Source organism: Flammeovirga sp. SJP92 (assembly GCF_001583495.1).
In the GTDB taxonomy this organism is placed as follows: Bacteria; Bacteroidota; Bacteroidia; order Cytophagales; family Flammeovirgaceae; genus Flammeovirga.
On the sequence record NZ_LQAQ01000019.1, the window covers coordinates 292,040 to 313,537 of the forward strand.

Genomic DNA, 21,498 nt, shown 5'->3' on the forward strand with positions numbered 1-21,498 from the left:
TTCGTAGTATTGTGACAGTCATATGATAAAATGAAACATCGTTTCAAATATGATATTTTTTTAGGAAAAAACAAGTGATTTTAAGCAAAACAGAGCGGTTTAAAAGGTGTTTTAAGTCCTATTAAGAAGTCTTTAACAAAAAAACTGAAGGACAATAAATATTTTTGCAGAAACAAAGAAAGATAAACTTATGAAGGCAAAGGAATTACATCAGCAATTGACCAAGGCATTAACTTCAATTTATGAAGAAAATGAGGCACAAAGTATTGCGTACATTTGGTTAGAAGAACGCCTTCAGCTGGATAAAGTGAATATCCTTTTAGATCAAAATGAGATAGACGTTAAGGCTACAACGTATGAAAGTGACTTGGATAGGTTGTTGAATCATGAACCTATTCAGTACATTATTGGCGAAGGGGACTTTTACGGAAGAAAGTTTTTACTCAATAAAGATACATTGATTCCAAGATCTGAAACTGAGGAATTGGTATGGCACATTTTACAAAACCATAAGGAAGGGCTACTAATTGATATTGGGACAGGTTCAGGCTGTATTCCCATTTCATTGGCTTTGGAAAGTAACCTTCAGACTATTGGCCTTGATATCAATAAAAATGCACTTGAAAAAGCGAAAGAGAATGCTGAAAAACTAGGAGCATCCACCCGTTTTTTCCATAAAAATATACTGGAAGAAAATCTCGACGACCTTGATCAGCCAGACATCATCGTCAGCAATCCACCTTACGTTACAGAGGCTGAGAAAGCAATTATGAATGAAAATGTGGTGCGCTATGAACCTGATTTAGCCCTCTATGTTTCTGATGATAATCCTTTGATTTTCTATAGAAGAATTGCTGATCTTGCTCAAAAAAGATTAAAGAAAAACGGTTGGCTTTACTTCGAAATCAATGAACAGTTTGGGAAAGAAACGGAACAGTTACTGCTCGAAAGAGGTTTTACAAAAACTGAAATCATTAAGGATTTCCAAGGCAAAGACAGAATAGTGAAAGGGCTGATTTAGATTAATTTATTGTATTTCAATATAAAAACACACCACAAGCTACAGTTTAAATGCTGTAGCTTGTGGTGTGTTTACTTCTAGAAACAACCTTCTAAAAAGTCATTTCAAACTCACTTTCTCCCACCACTATATTATCCATTAAGGCCTCTACAACCACTTTTTCTTCCGTTTTCCCTGCCTGTACCAGCAATAAAACTCTGCCTTTAGAAGTCATACAATGATCCGCTTTAAATGGATTAGTGTTATTGGTAAGACCATTATCAATTCCAATGATTTTCGCATTACCTTTTACTTTAAATCGAACTTCTTTATCGATATGCTTTACTGGGTTTCCGTTGACATCATGCAATTGAGCCACTACATGTACCACATCTTTTCCATTGGCCTTTACTTTTTTCTGATCAAGATTCAACTGAGCAAATTGTGGTTTTTCAGCTGTTTTGATTTCGTATTCCGCTACAACACTACCTTTCGTTTTGGCCACTGCCTTTATCTTTCCTTTTTGATAAGGAATAATCCATTTTAGAATTCTGTCTTCATTCTCTTTCAATGCCCTTTTGCCTAACGATTTATCATTGAGGAATAATTCTACTTCTTCTGCGTTCGTATACGCTTCGATGTACACAGATTCATCGTTTTGGTAATTCCAGTGACTATTTAGTGTAGCCCAGTGCCATTTTGTAGGTCTCTTCTTCTTTGGATTTTCTACAACTTTCCCATTTTTCAATAAGTAATGAGAAGCTTCTGTTTTTTGAGTACCGAAGTACACTACAGGTTTTTCTTGCCAGAACGTTTTGAAGAAATGATAAACCGGGTTTTTAAAACCTGCAATATCCATCAAACCAATATCTAATGCTTTGCTTGGATAACCGCTCGTTTCACCTAGGTAACTGATGCCAGGCCATAAGAATACACCCGAAATATAATCTCTTTCCAAACAGTCTTTCCATTCCTGCCACTGTGCAAAATTCTCTGAACCATAAATCACACGATCTGGGTACGCTTCGTGATGTGCATCATAATGATGAGATTGATAATTATAACCCGTTACATCTACGGCGTCACAATAGCCCGTTAGGTTTCCTGCCTGAGGTAGCACTTCTCCGGCTGTAGAAGGACGGGTTGTATCTTCTTCTTTGATCCATTGATGCAGTTGACGGGCCAATGCCACCAATTGAAGATTTCCTCCACTTGTTTTATCCAATACTTTATTGAAGTCCGCTTGATTAGAAATGGCCGTTTTCCAATAGTAACCAAACGTCCATTCTATTTCATTACCGATACTCCACATGATCACTGAAGGATGGTTGCGATCACGTCTGATCATGTCTTTCAAATCACGTTCCGCCCATTCTTCATACAAACCTGCATAACCTGTTGTTTTCTCTCCAAAGTCATATTTCCAAGCATTGGGCTTATCATCGATCCACTTGTTTTTATTGACCGTCCACTCATCAAATGCTTCTGCCTGTACCAAGAAGCCCATTTCATCGCATAGATCCATAAAGTCAGCTGATGCAGGGTTGTGTGCCGTTCTGATGGCATTGACTCCCGCTTCTTTTAAGATACGAAGTCGACGTTTCCATACGTCAATCGGAACGGCACTACCCACTGCACCTGCATCATTATGTAAGCACACACCTTTTAGTTTTTTATTTTCTCCATTAAGGAAAAAGCCTTTTTGAGCATCAAAACGAATCGATCTCACGCCAAAAGTAGTCGTGTATTCATCCAAAACTTCCCCTTCACTTTCCAATGTGGTCAGCATCTGATAAAGGTTCGGGCTTTCATCTGACCAAAGGAAAGGTTTTTCAATCAGCAATTCCTGATTCAAACTATTCTCCCCTTCTTTCAACTGTATTTTCGATGAAGTAGACTGTATTACTTTTCCTTTAGCATCCTTGATTTGTTGAGTCACCTTGATGCTTTTCGGTGATTTTTCCTCGTTAATAATAGAAGTTTTAATGGCTACTTTACTTTCCACTTTGCTCACTTCAGGAGTAGTCACAAAAGTACCCCAATGAGCAATATGTACAGGATTGACAGTAACCAATTTTACATTTCTGTAAATACCACTTCCCGGATACCAACGTGCATCCATAAAGGCTTTTCGGTTAACCTTTACAATAATTTCATTGGTCGTTTCACCATAATTCAAATGATCTGTCAAGTCGATTTTAAAGGCCGCATAACCATAAGGTCTTCCTCCTACGTATTTGCCATTGACCCAGATTTTTGAATCTCTATAAATGCCATCAAACTCAATCCAAGTTTTCTTATTTTTTGCTTCAGAAGGCACTGTGAACGTTTTCTTGTACCACCCAATTCCGCCAGGAAGATAGCCTGTACACCCTGCCGTATTGTCGTGTGTATAGTCCATTTCTATACTCCAATCGTGGGGTAAGGTCACTTCATTCCATTGTACTTTGTCCTTTTCTACCATTTCTGAATCGATAGAATCGGCCCAATAGAATTGCCAATTTTCATTGAAATCAGCTGTAATTCTTGGTGATGTCCCTTTGGTATTGCATGCTCCAAGTAGTGCGAAAAGCAAAAACAAGAAGCTATATATTTTTATCTTTTTCATTGTTGTTTATTGTTATTATTGAGCGATAAATGCAATAGCTTGTCCGCCACTAGTTGCTAAATTGATATCTAGTTGATCCTTTGATGTCACTTTCTTTTTAGTGATTTCCACCGGATAAGGATTTGTGACCCAGTCCGCATCTTTTCCATCTGCATAAATGGTAGCTTCATAGGTTTTATCAGGATCCAAGAAATCTAATTTTACTGTAAGCTGACGTGCATTTTCATCTGTGATACTTCCCAAATACCAGTTATCCGTTCCTCTTTCCTTTCGAGCAACTGTATAGTAATCGCCAATTTTTGCATTCAATACTTTCGTTTCACTCCAGTTGGTTGGTACATTTTTGAGGAATTCAAAAGCAGGTTTTCCCTTATAGTTTTCTGGTAAATCAGCTAGCATTTGAATCGGGCTGAACATTGTCAGATAATAGGCCAATTGCTTAGCGACAGTGGTTCTTACACGGATTTCAAACTTGGCCCATTTTCTTTGCGGAAGCATGACTTCAAAAATACCCGGAGTGAAATCAATGGGTCCGCCTAAGATTCTTGTGAAAGGAAGTACCACACCATGTTCGGGAGAATTACCTTTACTCCATGCGTTGTATTCCTGTCCTCTTACACCTTCACGGGCCATGATATTAGGGTAAGTACGCTGTTCACCTGTGAATTTGATGGGTTCATGATTGACAATAAGTAATTCGTGCTTTCCTGCTGTTTGAATCATTTTTTTGTAATGACGCACCATATATTGTCCATGGTGATGCTGTCTGTAAGTGTTTTTCTCATAATCATAATTCACATCACCCGTATACCCCACTTTTACGGTTTTGATTCCCAAATCATGGCACATTTTGAATAAAGTATCCATCCTTGGTTCGTAATGATCTATATCCGAAATCGTCTCATGATACATCATCATCCTCACCCCTTTTTTCTTGGCGTAGTCACACACCTCATGAATATCAAAATCACTTGTAGAAGTACTCCAATCAAAAATGCCATAACCGGTCCACGAACCCGTCATATCATCCCAACCTTTGTCCCAGCCTTCAATCAACACATCTTTAATTCCATGCTCTGAGGCGAAATCAATATGGTATTTGGCATTTTCAGTCGTAGCGCCATGCGGTCTTGTTTTCGGTAAAGGCTTTCCGAATTGTGTTTTCTCCGCCCAAGACGTTTTACCGATATGCAATTCCCACCAAATACCGATATAAGTATAAGTTTCTATCCAATCTGTATTCTTATAAATATTGGGTGGATTTAAATTCATAATCAGATTAGATTCTACTAAATCACCTGCATTCTCGCCGATCTGCACCGTTCTCCAAGGACTCTGAAAAGGAGCTTTTGCTCTCACCAAATCACCATTCATCCAAGGTGTCAAATGTGCTTTAAGATTCGGGCCATTCTTTTGATTCAATAAATTCATTCCAGCATAATCCGTTAGGTCAGCTTCGTGAATACTGATCACTAAATCATCACTCACTTCTATTGTCAACGGGGTATTACACATGTTCGCTCGCTCCTCTTTATCAGGTCTTCGGGCAAAATTCACCGTATCTCCAATGGAAGTAATCGGTGAGTTATAATACTCTTTTTCATAATTATCATAATCCGCAAAATTCCACCATGCTTTATAGTCTCCTGCAAAGTTGAACTCTGTTTTTTCGTCCATAATAATAAATTCTTTCATTCCTTCCTGCTCCGGAAAAACATAACGGAATGCGATACCATCATCATAAGCTCTTGCGATAAGGTCCAGTAAAATACCGCTTTGTTTTTGCTTCAAATGTAACGTCAATTCATTGTAATGATTTGCGATCGTCTGATGTTGTCCCCAAACCGTTTCCCAAACAGAAGAATGCGTAGTAGTAGTAGAAGATAATACTTCAAAGCCTTCACTCAAATCTGTTTTTTTCAACGTAAAACCCAATGCCGATTTTGACAAAACAGGGCGTCCAACACTTTGAATTTCGTAAAAAACACTTCCTTTTTCATTAATGGAAAAGTGGATTTTGTTTTTAGCATCAGGAGATGAGACATCAAGTATTTCGTTCTTTCCACAGGAAAAAAACACTAAAGAGAGTAACAGTAATAATTCAGATTTCATACTTTAATAGGTTTGTTAATTTAATACTCCAAAGTAAAAAAGCAGAGGCTACGAAAGCCATACAAATACTATGAAAAGTCGGGTAGTTTTTGTCCTGTATGACTTTTGACGAATTATTACCTTATAATAATAGTGTTTTTTGGAAGTAATAACAGAAGGAATCATAGGAATGAAAAGCCTCTTTTTAGCATCAATACATTAATTTCAGTTCACTTGGTAGTAGTATACTCAAGAAAAATAATAATCTTACCGTTCAGAATTGCAACTTTAATTTAAACAGCTCCTCTACTATGAAAAAATTGACTAAGCTACTCTTTTTACTCTTATTGTTTTTGACTCAAATCTCACTCGCTCAAGATTTCAGGAAGTTTGAAACCATACCACAGTATGCCAAGCAAGCCGTACTTTCTGAAAACTTCGATGACAATAGAAATGAATGGACCATTGTAAACTACTTATCAGATGAGGTCCGTGAAAGTAAAATCAAAAAAGGGGAATATCGATTAACCTCTTACTCTAAAGATGAAATGGTAGTAGAAATCAAATCAGGTTTTGGTTATACACAACTGAAAAATTTTGAAATTGAAACCAGTATAAAGCATGAGGACTTTCAAAAAAATAATGATAACGGATTGATATGGGGAATGTCTGCTGACGGACAAAATGCCTACGGAATTGGCTTTACAAGAACGGGTTATTATACCATTCAGCAGATGACCAATGGTGTTGAACATAATCTTGTCGAAAAAACCTATTCTGAGGTGCTTCATAAAGATGATTTCAACCATTTCTTAATCCGAAAAATAGGCGAATGGTATCACATATTTATCAATAAACAATACGTCTATTCTTTTCCTTATCAACCACTACAACAAGATCAGGACATCACAGGGTTCTTTGCAGAAGGAACTTCAATACGCGTGGATTACATTAGAGTTTCAAAGATCAATACAGATCAAATACAAACTTATACCCAACCGACACCTGAAGTGGCATCACAACCTTCTAACAATAATGACGCTAGAGGATTGGTCATCACTAACCCAGTCAACACAAGTAATTATCAAAAAGCGGGTGATTATCATGCGCTGATCATTGGTGTTCAAAATTACAAGGACAACTCTATCAATGACCTTCGCTTTCCACTAAGAGATGCACAAAACTTCAATAACATACTGGTACAGAAATACGGTTTCCTCCCTAAAAATATCATTTTCCTTGCTGATCCGACCCGATCGGAAGTACTTCAAGCACTGAATAAACTCAGACAAAATGTAAAGCATGATGACAATGTCATTATCTTCTATGCAGGTCATGGGTATTATGATCAAAAAGTAAAAGAAGGCTATTGGTTACCATCTGATGCAGTAGAAGGAGATGATTCTAATTGGCTCGCGAATGCCAACTTGAGCACAAAGCTAAAAGGTATAGATGCAAAGCATATTCTGCTGATTTCAGACTCTTGCTTTGGTGGCAGTATCTTCAAGCCTTCAAGAAGTGCTTTTGCTGACGCGAACCGTTCCATCACTAATTACTATGAAAAAAGAAGTAGAAAAGGCATGACGAGTGGTACACTTAAAACTGTTCCTGATGAAAGTGTTTTTGCGAAATATCTTCTTCAAAACTTGAAAGAAAATCGCGATAAGTTTTTAACCGCTTCAAAATTATTTTATCGTTTTAATGATGCAGTAGCCAACAATAGTGAGAATGCACCTCAGTTTGGTACGTTGTATAATGTCGGAGATGAAGGCGGGCAATTTGTCTTTATCAATACGCAAGCGAAATAATATCAATTTACAGCTCCAATAGAAACCACCTTGATGTAAGCATTGAGGTGGTTTATTTTTTTTAATGGATTTATGGAGGGGAAATAATTATCCAATTTGGAGAGACATTTCTACGCAACACTTTAATCCGAAAAAAACTAACCTTATCCTACTTTCAAAAAAGCCTATTTTAATTCTTAAGAATTAGGATGATGTTTCACTATCAAACTATTATTCATAACATAAGACCTATTTGACTACATAAAACACGTTTATAATAATGAAATACAAACAACGCAACTTCATATTACTCTTAGGTTTACTGGCCTCCGCACTCCAATTACAGGCGCAGGAATTTTGGAAAGACAAACAAGTTTATACCGTCGGAACTGAACCTCATGCCACGACACATTATCAATTTACAGATGAGCAATCGGCTTTAGAAGGTGATTATAAGGCTTCCGAATATTACAAAAGTCTTGCAGGAAACTGGAAATTCCATTGGGTGGAAAGTGTGGCTGAAAAGCCGGAAGATTTTCATTTACCTTCTTATAATGTGAAAGATTGGAAAGAAATTCCGGTGCCTTCTTGTTGGGAACGTCATGGTTATGGTACGCCCTCTCATAGAGGAATTGGAATGTTAGTGAAAAAGGAACAAGTCCGTATTCCGAATGTGCCTGATTACAATCCCGTGGGAAGCTATAGAACCACTTTTGAGATTCCAGAAAATTGGGAAGAAAGACAAACGCTCCTTCATTTTGATGGTGTTTCTAGTGCCTTTTACCTTTGGATCAATGGAGAAATGGTGGGCTATGATGAAGATGCGATGACAAGTTCGGTTTTCAATATTACACCTTATTTGAAGAAAGGAAAAAACACTATGGCAGTACAAGTCTACCGATGGACGACGGGAAGTTATTTTGAATCAGGAGATACTTGGACGTTTAGTGGAATATTTAGGAATGTCTATTTACAAAGTCGTGCAGGTGTACAGATCCGAGATTTCTATTTGACTTCTGATTTAGATGAAAACTATAAAAATGCGACGTTCAATGCCAAAATCAAGGTATTTAATAATACAGACATCGTAGCCAAAGGGCATAAAGTAAAAATTGCGTTGTATGATGCTGACGGTACTTTAATACATGAATCAGGTGATAAAAGCCCGAAATTAGGCTGGCGTATGGGGAACTTGGGAGCGGAAAGCGTTTTGGATTATTCTGCGATGATCGAAAATCCTAAACTCTGGTCGGCGGAATACCCGAATCTACACACAGTAGTATTATCACTTTTAAATACAAAAAATGAAGTGGTGGAAGTAACAAGGACGGCTTTTGGATTCCGCGAGGTAAAAATCGAAAACCTCCAACTTTACGTCAATGGAAAATCGATTAAAATCAAAGGCGTAAACCGTGGTGAATCACATCCTGAATTAGGAAAAACTTTGACGGAGGAATCCATGATTCAAGACATCAAATTGATGAAGCAACACAACATCAATGCCGTCCGTTCGAGTCATCACCCTAACGATTCCCGTTGGTATGCTTTGTGTGATCAATACGGGCTTTATGTAATGGACGAAGCATTGGAAACTCCTGATTACTTTATCCGAAATAATGGCGTACCAGGCAGTGATATTAGTTGGATGGCGACGGCATTAGACAGAGCTGTAGCCATGGTAGAACGTGCTAAAAACCATCCTTCTATCATTTTCTGGTCATTAGGAAATGAATCCGGTTGGGGACAAAACTTTGCTTTATTGAGCGATTACATTCGCCGTTTTGATTCCACTCGACCGATTTCTTATGACGGTAGAGAAACGGACTGTTGGACCACCAAAGACTACTTTGATATGAACAGTTCGATGTATCCGTTTATTGAAAATACTGAAAACCTGAAGCATTGGAAGAAGTTGAGTTTTTGGGCAGAACCAAAATACAACAAGCCTTATATCATGATTGAATACGCTCATGCACAAGGCAACTCATTGGGCAACTTCACGGATTATTGGAATGTAGTCGAAGAAAATCCATCGTTTTTAGGCGGTTATATTTGGGATTGGGTCAATCAAACCTACAATGAAAAAATGCCTGATGGTAGCGTTCGTCAAAGTCATAAATTAGATTATCATCCTCTAGACTCACTTCCTGTTGATGGCGACTTCTCTGATATTCTAGAATTAGAAAATGAATGTGCAAAAGGAATTGTCTTTGCGGACCGAAGCCTAAAACCTTCCATTTACGAAGTAAAAAAAGCACAGCAATACATTTCCATCAAAGCCGACGACAGCAAGGAAAATACATTCCAAGTTCACAATAAATATGCATTTACCAACCTCAATAACTTTGCAGGAAGTTGGACACTTTTAAAAGATGGCAAAGCTGTAAAAGATGGAGAAATTCCTGCATTAGACTTGGAACCTGAAGCTTCAGAAACCTTCACTCTATCACTTCCAAAAATGGATAAAACGGCTGAATACGCTCTTAATTTCAGTTATAAATTAAAAGAAGCAACAAGCTGGGCAGAGGCAGGATATGAAGTTGCCAAAGAACAAATTCTCCTTCAAAAAGCATCTCCTAAAGCAGATAAAGCCTCAGGAAAAATCACTTTATCAGAAAACGGAAATAAGGTACTTCTGAATGGTAAAAACTTCAGCATTCATTTCAACAAAACAACAGGAATCATTGAATCCATCTTATCCAACAATAAAGAAATCATTGCTCAAAATGGAGACATCAAAGGACCTGAATTAAACGTCTACCGTTCATCGATTGAAAACGACAGACTGTTTGTAAAAAGCTGGGATGACGCCGATCTAAAGCAATTAAAAAGAAAAGTGGTTTCCTTCCAATCCGAACAAATCTCCAAAGAACTTGCTCGTGTAAATGTAGTCCATGAATACCTTTCTGATTCTGGAAGTATTCAACATGAAAGCATCTATGAAATCAGTGGTAGCGGAACCATAAAAATGGATAATAAGGTCACTCCAACAGGTTTTGACACTATGGAAACACTGCCTAGAGTCGGTTTGAAGCTTGGGTTAGTAGAAGGATTTGAAAATGTAAATTGGTACGGTTTCGGTCCTCACGAAAACTACCCCGACCGTAAAGAATCCGCTCACTTAGGTATCTACAATTCAACAGCAACAGACCTTTTTGTTCCTTACGTTGTACCCCAAGAAAATGGTGCCCGATCAGGAATACGTTGGGTAGAGCTTTCATCCAAAAAGAAAACTTCTTTAAAAGTAAAATCAGACACTCCATTTATTTTCTCTGCATTACACTATGATGCTAAAGATTTGGATAAAGCCTGTCGTCCGGCTTTCCTCCAAAAGAGAAAAGAAACCATTTTGTGCATCGATGCTCAAATGCTCGGACTTGGTAATGCGAGTTGTGGCCCAAAGCCATTGAAGGAGTATTGGGTACCGTTGAAGGAATATGCGTTTAGTTTTGTGATGGAATTGTAGGGATGTTGCATTGCAACGTCCGCCGAACCACCATAATAAAGATTAAACAAATAGTGTTTAGAAATCGGGAGATTTCTGATGATCAATAAGACACGAATGACGCTGTCGCTTAACATTCGCGCCAGTGCTCCCTAGCGCAAGAGTTAAGCGACAGCGTCTCTTGTGCTTTTAAGATCTTTAGAAGTCTCTGACTTCTAACCAAAAACCGCACTTTTAGATTTATAAAGGTGCGGTTTTCTTCATATAATAAACATCAAACTAATTAACTATATCATTTGAAAAAATAGTGAGATTTCCTCCTTTTCCAATTTACTCGTCAGTGGCGAGTAAATTAAATATAATTATACCCATCAAAGAATATCACTTCACCTTCAATAGCATCTAAAGATTGATACAAATGCTCCTTATATTCTTTCAAATTAAAGTCTTCGAGGTTGTCAACATTAATTGCTATTCTATCTACAACTTCAACTTTTTCTACATTCCAGTTGTATCTATCCATGCCATTCAAAAAATTTACGCCTCCTTCAAATCTTAAAAATGATAAAAGTCTAAAATTTTTAAGATCATAAACAAAAGGACGAATTGTAACAGCTTTTTCTAAATTAGATTTTTCAGTTTTATCTAACGTGAACTCAAATTTTAATGCATGACATTCTCCTTTGAGTAAAGCATAATACATCTTCGGCTTATCAAAATGTTGTGCTAAATCTTGAATACTAATTTTTAAATCATCGTCGATTTCAAAATATGTTTTCAAGCTTTTAAGAGAGTATAATGTATTATATATTTTATTTATTTCATTAAGTTCATTTTCACTTACTGAAATAGAATCAATTCTCATCTTGATCTCCTTGCTTCCTTGTTTCTTTATTCTTACTGTAGTTTCCGAATTTGGCTCATGCATTTTTTTAAAGATACTCCACCTTTTAAGGAGCTCTGAAAATTTATACTCTTTACAATTATCAATATCTATCTTAAAGTTAATTGTCTTATTGCCTGAGATAACTAGACTAAAAAAATCTGAATGAATTGCTAACCTATTTTGGTAGTCAGGTAAGCTCTTATCTACAAATCCTAAAGAATACCCTTCGAATGTATACTTGTATAAAAGATCATTTTTCCACTTAAAAGATATCTTACAATCATTTTTATGACTCTTTGGAGTTGATACTTGTATGGAAGATATTGGTTTTGGATTATCATAAACTCCAAATCTTTTTTCTTGAATTGTAGCAGACTTTAAAGTTATATCTTCTTTTACTCCTATCAGTACATCTATTAAATTACTTAGGTTTTCTTCTGATAAATTGGTTAAATTAATAAGTCCAGTATCATCATTATCTACCCCACAATTTTGAAGGTTCTCAATTTTGGCTTTAGAGTATTCTTGAATATCCGTTCCTATATATTCTTCTATTTTATCTCTAAACACCTTTCCACTTAATGATTTTAGAAGTTGCGTTTCATCATAAGTCAAACTCATAGTACTCTTATGGAGATTTTCGACTCCCTTCGTTGACTTTTGAACTCTTTCAAGTATTTTCTCTTGAAGTTTATGATCAATATGAATTAAAAAAGCTCTTTGTGGTTGCTCTGTTGAATCATATTCAAAGATTATAAAAAAAGTTGGATATGGATCCGAAGCAAGAGCTCTTAAATTAAATAATTTTACTTGAATCTTCCTCTTTTGAGAATCAGTAGCTTTAACTTGTATTTTAAAATTCAGCCCTGACTTATGTAGATCTGAAAACTTTTGGTGCTTATTAGATGAATAAACTTCGAAATCCCATCCATTTTTATCTTTATCTGCTTTTTCTGAAGTTAAATTAGAAAAAATGCAAAGTCTTTCTAAGTCATTTTCTCCTGCATATCCAATTATTTGTTCTCGATTATCCATATTCAAATTAAGTTCGATGGTTGGTAAGAATATTAAGCCTATTACCAATTTAAAGATAGTAATACGCTATTAGAATATTAAGTATAATATGAATTACATTACTTATCTCAAGAATTTTCATCATTCCAATACCTAACTATCAACCCCCTAAAAACACTCCCAAACCAGGTACAAAGTTGAACTTTTTATGCATTTACAGGGGGTAAATGTGTAACAAATACATTTCTCTCTCGGATTTAAAAATAATATGTGTTATTGCATTCATATTTAAAATACTTATTCATATTTGAAATAAACAATGCAACAAAATCCAATAATCGGTACTTTATTACATGCAGTAGGAGGCGTTTCGGCATCTACTTGTTATGTGCCTTTTCAGAAAGTAAAGCAATGGAATTGGAATTCCTATTGGTTGATTCAGGCCGCTTTCGCTTGGTTTATTTTCCCTTTAGTTATTGGTTACATTACGGTACCTGATTTATGGGAAGTCTTCGCAGAATCGCCTTCTGAAGTGATCTTCAATGCTTTTCTTTTAGGGACGATTTATGGTTTTGGAGGCATGTGTTTCGGGTATGCTATTAAAGAAATTGGGTACTCACTTACCTATACCATTTCTATTGGTATCTCTGCCATTTTGGGTACGATCGTGCCGTTGATTATGCATGGTGAATTGGTATCTAAATTCTATGAACCGGGTGGAAATATTATCTATCTGGGAATGTTTATCTCTCTTATTGGTATTGCACTTTGTGGGGTTTCGGGGTATAGAAAAGAAAAAGATCTTAAAGCACTAAATATTGAAACAGGCGACCAACCTTCTTTTAATATGAAGAAAGGTTTTATGCTCACTTTAATTGCCGGTGTGCTTTCGGCGGTGTTTGGTATCTCATTAGAAGTAGGGGCTCCAATTGCTGAAATCGCAGGAAAACATGGGGCTGGTTATTTCGAAGGAAATGCCAATCTGATGTTATCGACAATGGGTGCTTTTGCGACGAACCTTGTTTGGTTTGTAGTTGTTGGAATTAAGCAAAAAACATTAAAAGAAATTGTGGATGTAAAAGGGCTTGGGTCAAAAACAATCGGCACCAACTTCCTAATGTCCATTCTAAGTGGTGCATTATGGTACGGGCAATTCTTCTTCTACAATATGGCCCATGTGAGAATGGGTGATTTCAAATTTGCCAGCTGGGTGATTCATATGTCAATGCTCATTTTCTTCAGTTACATCTTGGGGATCTTGATGAAAGAATGGTCGCAAGTAAGCAAGCGAACTTACAATACATTACTCTTTGCCTTGGGCGTACTTATCATTTCTTTCTTAACCATGACTTACGGAAGTAGTATGGGAACGGAAGCAATAGGGCATTAATAAAAAGATACAATTAGACTAAAAATATTAAACTGAAATGAAAAAGTTAAAAGGAATTACTTGGAACCACAGCCGTGGATTTACCTCAATAGTAGCCGTTTCACAGCGTTTTGAAGAGCTTTATCCTGATGTGCAAATCTCTTGGGAGAAAAGATCGCTCCAAGCATTTGCTGATGAACCAATAGACCAATTGGCAGAAAGATATGACTTCTTGATTATCGATCATCCATGGGCCGGTTTTGCTGCCCGAACTCAAGTGATTATGCCTTTGGATACTTTGCTTCCGCAAGATTTCATGAAAGATCTGGAAGAAAATACGGTGGGTAGATCACACGAAAGTTACGCTTACAATAATCATCAATGGGCATTGGCAATTGACGCAGCAACTCCAGTTGCTTCTAGCCGTCCGGACCTTTTTGAAAAAGAAGGATTGAAGTTTCCTGAAACCTGGGATGATTTAGTAGAGTTATCGAAAACTGGAAAAGTGGCAATTCCTGGTATTCCTCAAGATACATTGATGAGTTTCTACATGGTTTGCTCTACGTTAGGTGAAAATGTGTGTGAGACAAAAGAGTATGTTGTTTCAGAAGAGGTTGGATTGAAAGCACTTCAGATGCTTCGTGATTTAGGAGAAAATATTAAAGAAGAAAGTTACGATTGGAACCCTATCAAAGTTTGTGAGGCCATGACCAAAACAGACGATTATGTATACGCTCCTTTCGGATATGGATATACGAATTACTCTCGTGAAGGCTATGCTCGTGTTCCTTTGAAATACCATGATATGGTGGCCATCAACGATCAAAAACTGATCAGTACATTGGGCGGAACAGGCTTGGCTTTATCGTCTAAATGTGAAGAAAAAGAATTGGCTTCAAAATTCTTAGAGTTTGCAGGTTCTTTGGATGTTCAGAAGGGTATTTTCTTTGACAATGGTGGTCAGCCCGGACATAGAAAAGCTTGGACGGATCAGAGGGTAAACAGCAAGTGCATGGACTTCTTTAGCGATACACTTCCGGCTTTGGATCGTGCATTTTTAAGACCTCGTTACAACGGTCATATGTACTTCCAAGATAGAGCCGGTGCACCGATTCGTGAATTTATGATGAAGGGTGGTGATCCCAAAACGCTCTTGTCACAATTAAATGAATTGTACATCAAATCGCTTTCTCAAAATGACTAATTCAAAACCATTAGAGGGCCTTTTGGTGTTGGAATTCTGTCAGTTTTTGGCAGGTCCATCCGCAGGTTTGCGATTAGCAGATTTGGGGGCTCGCGTGATCAAAATTGAACGTCCAAATCATGGTGAAGCAGGTCGTCAGATAGCTATTAAAAATTTAAGAGTGGATGGAAGCAGTTTGGTTTTCCATACCCTCAATAGAAATAAAGAATCTTATGCCGCCAATTTAAAGGATGCGGAAGATCTACAAAAAGTAAAAGAACTTATCGCCAAAGCAGATGTGATGACCCACAATTTCCGTCCGGGTGTGATGGAAAAAATTGGGTTGGACTACCCTACTGTCAAGGCGATCAACCCACAAATTGTATACGCGACTGTTACTGGTTATGGTACTGAAGGTCCTTGGTCTGCGAAACCCGGACAGGACCTTTTAGTACAGTGCATGTCGGGCTTGGCACACCTTACTGGTGATAAAAATGACGGCCCTACTCCTTTCGGATTGGCGGTCGCTGATATCATCACAGGGTCACATATGGCACAAGGGATTTTAGCCGCTTTGCTAAGAAGTGCCAAAACCAAGAAAGGTGCTTTCGTGGAAGTGAGCTTATTAGAATCAATGTTGGATTTCCAATTTGAAGTCATCACCACTTACCTCAACGATGGAAATAAACTTCCTCAACGAGCAGAAAAAGGATCAGGACATGCCTACCTCAGTGCTCCTTACGGTGTTTACGCTACCAAAGACAGTCATATTTCTTTGGCAATGGGAGGCTTTGAAAAGCTAGTTGAATTGCTTGATACAGATCGATTAAGGGGGTATTCAGAAGAAGAGACGTTTACGAAGCGTGATGAAATTATGAATACACTTCGTGAAATACTAGCCACCAAAACAACTCAGGAATGGTTAGATATTTTCGAACCCGCTGGAATTTGGTGTTCAGCCGTTTTAGACTACGAACAATTGCTACAACATGAGGCTTATAAAGTATTGGAAATGGATCAAAAACTACCACTTGATACAGGCGAGTTTATCCATACCACACGTTGTCCTATCCGCTTAAATGATGAGAAATTATTTGCATCAAAACCAGCTCCTAGAGTGGGTCAAGATACAGATGCGATTGCCAAAGAGTTTAACTTATAAAGACAAAAATATGCTTCCATTAAAAGATATATTAGTAGTTGATCTAAGCCAGTTTTTGTCTGCTCCATCAGCTACACTCCGATTGGCAGATCTTGGTGCTAGAGTTATCAAAGTAGAACGCCCCGAAACAGGTGACATCTGCCGTCAGCTTTATGTTTCCAATGTGATGCTGAATGGTGAGTCTTCTGTTTTTAGAGCCATCAATAGAAATAAAGAGAGTTTTCAAGCCGATTTAAAATCGGATATCGATAAAGAAAAAGTACTAAAGCTTATCGCGAAAGCGGATGTTTTGGTACACAATTTCAGACCGGGTGTGATCGAACGTTTAGGATTGGATTATGATACGGTAAAAGCAATTAATCCTTCGATTGTTTACGGCGATATTTCTGGATATGGATCAGAAGGGCCATGGTCGGCCAAGCCAGGGCAAGATCTATTGCTTCAATCGTTATCAGGTGTTACGTGGTTAAGCGGTAATGCCGATAAAGGACCGGTACCTATGGGGATTGCGATCGTCGATATTTTGGCGGGTGCTCACTTGGCACAAGGTCTCATCGCCTCCTTAATCAAAAGATTCAAAACCAATCAAGGAAGTAAGGTCTCAGTGAGTATGCTGGAATCGATTCTTGATTTCCAATTCGAAACGATCACGACCTATTATCACGATGGTGGCGAACCTACAGTTAGAACTGCAAGCAATAATGCTCATGCTTATTTAGGTGCTCCTTATGGGGTTTACGCTACTAAAAACGGTCATTTGGCATTGGCTATGGGTGCCATTCCTGTATTGGGAGAATTATTGAGCTGTCCATCATTGACCAACTACCCTGAGCCTGATACTTGGTTTACACAGAGAGATGAAATCAAGAATATTTTAGCCGATCATTTACTGACTGAAACCACTGAACATTGGCTTTCGATTTTAGAACCTGCCGATATCTGGTGTGCAGATGTATTGAATTGGGACACCCTTTTCAACCATGACGGTTTTAAAGCCCTCAACATGATTCAGAATGTAAAAATGGGCGATGGATTCGAGTACAAAACCACTCGTTGTCCTATTAAAATTGATGGAGAATACCTCACTTCCACATTAGGATCTCCTGCTATTGGAGAACATACGCAAGAAATTTTGAAAGAACTAAACGCTTTGGATCATGAAGGAAAAGTTGAGAATTGCTGTTCGTAAATTCGGACCTTTTGAAAGTGCTATCCAAAAGATTTGGGACGACTTCTGCTCACAGCGTGCATGTGATGTTGAATTGGAAGCTGTACCAATGGACTTGCACCCTCTTTATGATACTATTTTAAAAGAGGATGGTTTGAAGAACGGCGAATGGGACATTGCATTAATGAATACCGATTGGATAACGGAAGCTTACAGCAATAATGCCATCGCTGATTTAATGCCTTTTATGGGTAATGATTCCTCTGCTTTGGAAGAGGCATGGAGTCCTTCTCTTTTAGGAAAACAACGTTTCGGTAATGCAGTAATGGGACTTCCATTTCACAATGGTCCTGAGTGCTTAATGTACAGAACAGACCTTTTTGAAGATCCAAAAGAACAAGAGGCTTTCAAGAAAAAATACAACAGAGCACTGACGGTTCCCAAAACATGGAACGAGTTGATGGAAGTCGCTTCTTTCTTCCACCGTCCTCAGGCAGGTTTATACGGAACTACTTTCGCCGCTTACCCTGATGGTCATAATACCGTCTTTGATTTCTGCCTTCAATTATGGACAAGAGGTGGACAATTAATTACTGAAGATGATAAAGTAGTTCTTCATTCGAAAGCGACTGTTGAAGGCATGAAATTCTACCGTAAAGCTTTACAAAACAAAGAGGCCATTCACCCTAAATCAAGAGAATTTGATTCTGTAGAAGCTGGTTTGGCGTTCGCCAATGGTGAGTTAGCCTTAAGTGTCAACTGGTTTGGCTTTGCAGCCAACTGCGAAGTGAGCCCTGATTCAAAAGTAAAAGGCAAAGTGGATGTGGCTTACATCCCTGCCGGAGAAGGTGGCGAAGGCGTTTCTCTCAATGCCTATTGGATGTACGTGATTGGAGCAGGCAGTAAGCATCAACAATTGGCTTACGACTTTATTCAATTTGCTACTTCAGTTAAAAACGACGAGCTCTTGACTTTAGAGGGAGGCATCGGGTGTAGAGTTTCGACTTGGAGAAGTCCAAAGGTCAATCAAGAAATACCTTATTATCATAAACTAGAAGAACTGCATCAAAACACCGAATCACTTCCTCGAATGAACAATTGGTCGCAGGTCGCAGACATCATCGACGAGTTAGTGCTGAAGGTGATCAATACAGAAGAAGACATCGAAAATATCTTAGCTACTGCACAGGAGAAAGTGGATCATTTGGAGCTTGTGAATACATAATACATGGCTTTTAAGATGGTTCGTGAGCCACAAAGCATTGTGGCTCTACACAGCGACATCTTTTCAATTTAGTATATCATTTTTATTGAAAGAACACCTCCTGTAGAGACGCAATGCTTTGCGTCTAACGGACCACAACACGAACCTTTTCTCTAAAAAACTCTTCACAGTACTTAAATCAATAATGAAATGGAAATAAATTATCAATATACCCTACCAAAAACAGCCCGCCCGATCATCATCATCGGAGCAGGAGGTATTGTCAACGATGCACATATGCCCGCTTATAGAAAAGCTGGATTTGAAGTATATGGCATCACCAACAGAACAAAAGAACGAGCAGAAAAAATAGCAAAGAAATTTGACATTCCTAGAGTATTTGACAGCATCGATGATGCCATAGCTCAAGCTCCAGAGAATGCCGTTTTCGACCTTACACTCATGCCAAATCAGTTTGTTGCCACCTTAGAAAAACTACCTGATGGCGCCCCAGTTCTGATTCAAAAACCTTTAGGTGATTACTTTGAACAAACGAAACAAATCATCGAAGTCTGTAGAAGAAAAAAGCTTATCGCAGCCGTAAACTGTCAGTTGCGTTTTGCCCCTTACATCATGGCGGCACGTGATCTGATCAACAAAGAAACCATCGGCAAAATCTACGATATGGAAGTGAAGGTTTCGGTATATACTCCATGGGAAATCTTCCCTAACGTAATGTATCACCCGAGATTAGAAATCCAACAGCACAGTATTCACCACATCGATTTGGTAAGATCATTTTTGGGTGATCCAAAAGGAATTATGGCGAAAACCTTAAAGCACCCTGCCAAAGAAATGTCGTCTACTCGTACCAATGTCATCATGGAATATGAAGATGATGTACGTGCATTAGTCAGCACCAACCACGATCACGTTTTTGGGTTTGATCATCAAGAAAGCTATGTAAAATGGGAAGGTACAAAAGGTGCTATCTATGCTAAAATGGGCCTTTTGATGAACTACCCCGATGGTGTGCCAGACGCTTTTGAATACTGCATTTTAGAGGAAGGGAAAAAACCAGAGTGGAAAACCAAACAATTGGAAGGGTCATGGTTCCCTGATGCTTTTATCGGCACCATGTCTTCATTGATCTGTTATGCCAACGGAGAATCTGACCAATTGGATACTTCTATTGAAGATATTTTGAAAACCATGCATGTGGTAGAAGCTGCGTATAAGTCGAGCGATATGGGTGGAGTGAAACCAGAATATGGATCGATTTAATCACCCCGTAGAAGCGTAGCCTGCTACGCAAACATTGAAATACGATGATGTAAAAAGGTCATAACAATACATCAAAATCGATACTGTAATCAAACTCCATACAAACACGTAGCAGGCTACGTGACTACAAAAAACATGTAGAAGCGAAGCGTGCTACGCTAAACATTAAAAGTGATGATGTAAAAAGATCATAACAATGTATCAAAACCGATACTGTAATCATACTTCACACAAACACGTAGCAGGCTACGTGGCTACGGGAGTTTACAACATCATACTAAACTTAGACTAAACCTGAAACCAGGGACACGAATGTGAAGCGAAAGCATCATCCGTGTCCTAGAAATTATTTTGATAAAAAAGGTATAAAAAATAAAACAATGAAAGCATCATTATACGAAGGAAATCAAACCTTCACTGTTGTTGAAAAAGAAATAGAAGCACCTGCTGCAGGTGAGGTGAGAATTAAAGTAGCCTATTGTGGGGTGTGCGGTACCGATGTACATATTTATCATGGTATGATGGACAAGCGTGTCAGCATTCCTGTAACGATCGGGCATGAAATGTCGGGTACGGTAGATGCGGTTGGTGAAGGTGTGGAAGGGTTTCGTGTGGGCGAAAAAATCACAGTTCGTCCATTAGACAACAGAGGTGAAACGCCTGCTGATAAAGGACACAGTCATATTGCAAAAGCATTGAAGTTTATCGGAATTGACAGCCCAGGCGCCATGCAACAATATTGGAATGTTCCTGCTTTCACATTGCATAAACTGAAAGAGGAAACGGACCTTAAGTTAGCGGCACTTATTGAGCCTCTATCAGTAGCTTGCCATGATGTACGCATGAGTAAATTGAAAAAAGGCGAAGTGGCCGTTGTTTTAGGTGGAGGTCCTATCGGTTTGCTTGTTGCAATGGTGGCCAAAAGCAAAGGAGCTAGAGTTATTATTTCAGAAGTGAATGATGCTAGAATTAAAATGGCAGAAGACATGGGCTTTGAAGTAGTCAATCCTGTCATCACTGATTTAGTAGCCTATGTTGACCAACAAACAGAAGGCGGATTAGCGGATGTTGTATTCGAAGTAGCTGGCGTGCAAGCTTCATTAGATGTAATGACGGAAGTGGCAGGTATCCGTGGCCGTATTGTAATGGTGGCCATTCATGGAGAGAAAAAGCCCGTGGACCTGTTTAAGTTCTTCTGGAAAGAATTAGAGTTGATTGGTGCTCGTGTCTACGAAAAAGAAGATTACGAAGAGTCAATCCAATTGATCACAGAAAACAAATACAATTTCGATAAGAT

General features: G+C 38.2%; 13 protein-coding genes. 10 read left to right on the plus strand and 3 right to left on the minus strand.

Annotated elements, in window-relative coordinates; all coding sequences use genetic code 11:
- The first annotated feature begins 190 nt into the window (after nt 1–190).
- On the plus strand, nt 191–1,021 hold the full coding sequence (gene prmC / locus AVL50_RS06375; protein ID WP_062615650.1) for a peptide chain release factor N(5)-glutamine methyltransferase: 831 nt from the start codon (nt 191–193) through the stop codon (nt 1,019–1,021).
- A gap of 91 nt (nt 1,022–1,112) precedes the next feature.
- Here the strand turns inward: prmC and AVL50_RS06380 are convergent, their stop codons facing one another.
- On the minus strand, nt 1,113–3,608 hold the full coding sequence (locus AVL50_RS06380; protein ID WP_062615651.1) for a glycoside hydrolase family 2 TIM barrel-domain containing protein: 2,496 nt from the start codon (nt 3,606–3,608) through the stop codon (nt 1,113–1,115).
- A 15-nt stretch (nt 3,609–3,623) separates the two neighbouring features.
- Nucleotides 3,624–5,720, minus strand: a complete 2,097-nt coding sequence (locus tag AVL50_RS06385) for a glycoside hydrolase family 97 protein (RefSeq protein ID WP_062615652.1) — start codon at nt 5,718–5,720, stop codon at nt 3,624–3,626.
- 290 nt (nt 5,721–6,010) lie between these two features.
- Here AVL50_RS06385 and AVL50_RS06390 point away from each other — a divergent pair, with 290 nt between their 5' ends.
- Together AVL50_RS06390 and AVL50_RS06395 are read left to right on the plus strand one after the other, a co-directional pair.
- Nucleotides 6,011–7,507, plus strand: a complete 1,497-nt coding sequence (locus tag AVL50_RS06390; protein ID WP_082795689.1) for a caspase family protein — start codon at nt 6,011–6,013, stop codon at nt 7,505–7,507.
- Nucleotides 7,508–7,766: 259 nt separating this feature from the next.
- Entirely contained in the window at nt 7,767–10,952 is a 3,186-nt protein-coding gene (locus AVL50_RS06395) for a glycoside hydrolase family 2 TIM barrel-domain containing protein (RefSeq protein WP_062615654.1), read from the plus strand.
- 331 nt (nt 10,953–11,283) lie between these two features.
- Here the strand turns inward: AVL50_RS06395 and AVL50_RS06400 are convergent, their stop codons facing one another.
- Entirely contained in the window at nt 11,284–12,852 is a 1,569-nt protein-coding gene (locus AVL50_RS06400; RefSeq protein ID WP_062615655.1) for a hypothetical protein, read from the minus strand.
- A 298-nt stretch (nt 12,853–13,150) separates the two neighbouring features.
- Here AVL50_RS06400 and AVL50_RS06405 point away from each other — a divergent pair, with 298 nt between their 5' ends.
- The 7 genes from AVL50_RS06405 to AVL50_RS06435 all read left to right on the plus strand — a co-directional run.
- Complete coding sequence (locus AVL50_RS06405; RefSeq protein WP_062615656.1) at nt 13,151–14,221, plus strand: L-rhamnose/proton symporter RhaT; 1,071 nt, start codon at nt 13,151–13,153, stop codon at nt 14,219–14,221.
- A 37-nt stretch (nt 14,222–14,258) separates the two neighbouring features.
- Complete coding sequence (locus AVL50_RS06410) at nt 14,259–15,404, plus strand: extracellular solute-binding protein (protein ID WP_062615657.1); 1,146 nt, start codon at nt 14,259–14,261, stop codon at nt 15,402–15,404.
- Nucleotides 15,397–16,545, plus strand: coding sequence for a CaiB/BaiF CoA-transferase family protein (locus tag AVL50_RS06415; protein WP_062615658.1), 1,149 nt, complete (start codon nt 15,397–15,399; stop codon nt 16,543–16,545). Before AVL50_RS06410 ends, AVL50_RS06415 begins: the two co-directional genes overlap by 8 nt.
- 10 nt (nt 16,546–16,555) lie before the next feature.
- On the plus strand, nt 16,556–17,734 hold the full coding sequence (locus tag AVL50_RS06420) for a CaiB/BaiF CoA-transferase family protein (protein ID WP_062615669.1): 1,179 nt from the start codon (nt 16,556–16,558) through the stop codon (nt 17,732–17,734).
- Nucleotides 17,703–18,938: a sugar ABC transporter substrate-binding protein gene (locus AVL50_RS06425; RefSeq protein WP_062615659.1), complete on the plus strand. Its 1,236-nt coding sequence runs from the start codon at nt 17,703–17,705 to the stop codon at nt 18,936–18,938. Before AVL50_RS06420 ends, AVL50_RS06425 begins: the two co-directional genes overlap by 32 nt.
- A gap of 189 nt (nt 18,939–19,127) precedes the next feature.
- Nucleotides 19,128–20,201 (plus strand): Gfo/Idh/MocA family protein, encoded by a 1,074-nt coding sequence (locus AVL50_RS06430; protein ID WP_062615660.1) that lies wholly within the window; start codon nt 19,128–19,130, stop codon nt 20,199–20,201.
- A 380-nt stretch (nt 20,202–20,581) separates the two neighbouring features.
- Nucleotides 20,582–21,498, plus strand: a 917-nt coding sequence (locus tag AVL50_RS06435) for a zinc-binding dehydrogenase (RefSeq protein WP_062615661.1), incomplete at its 3' end; no start/stop codon positions are given.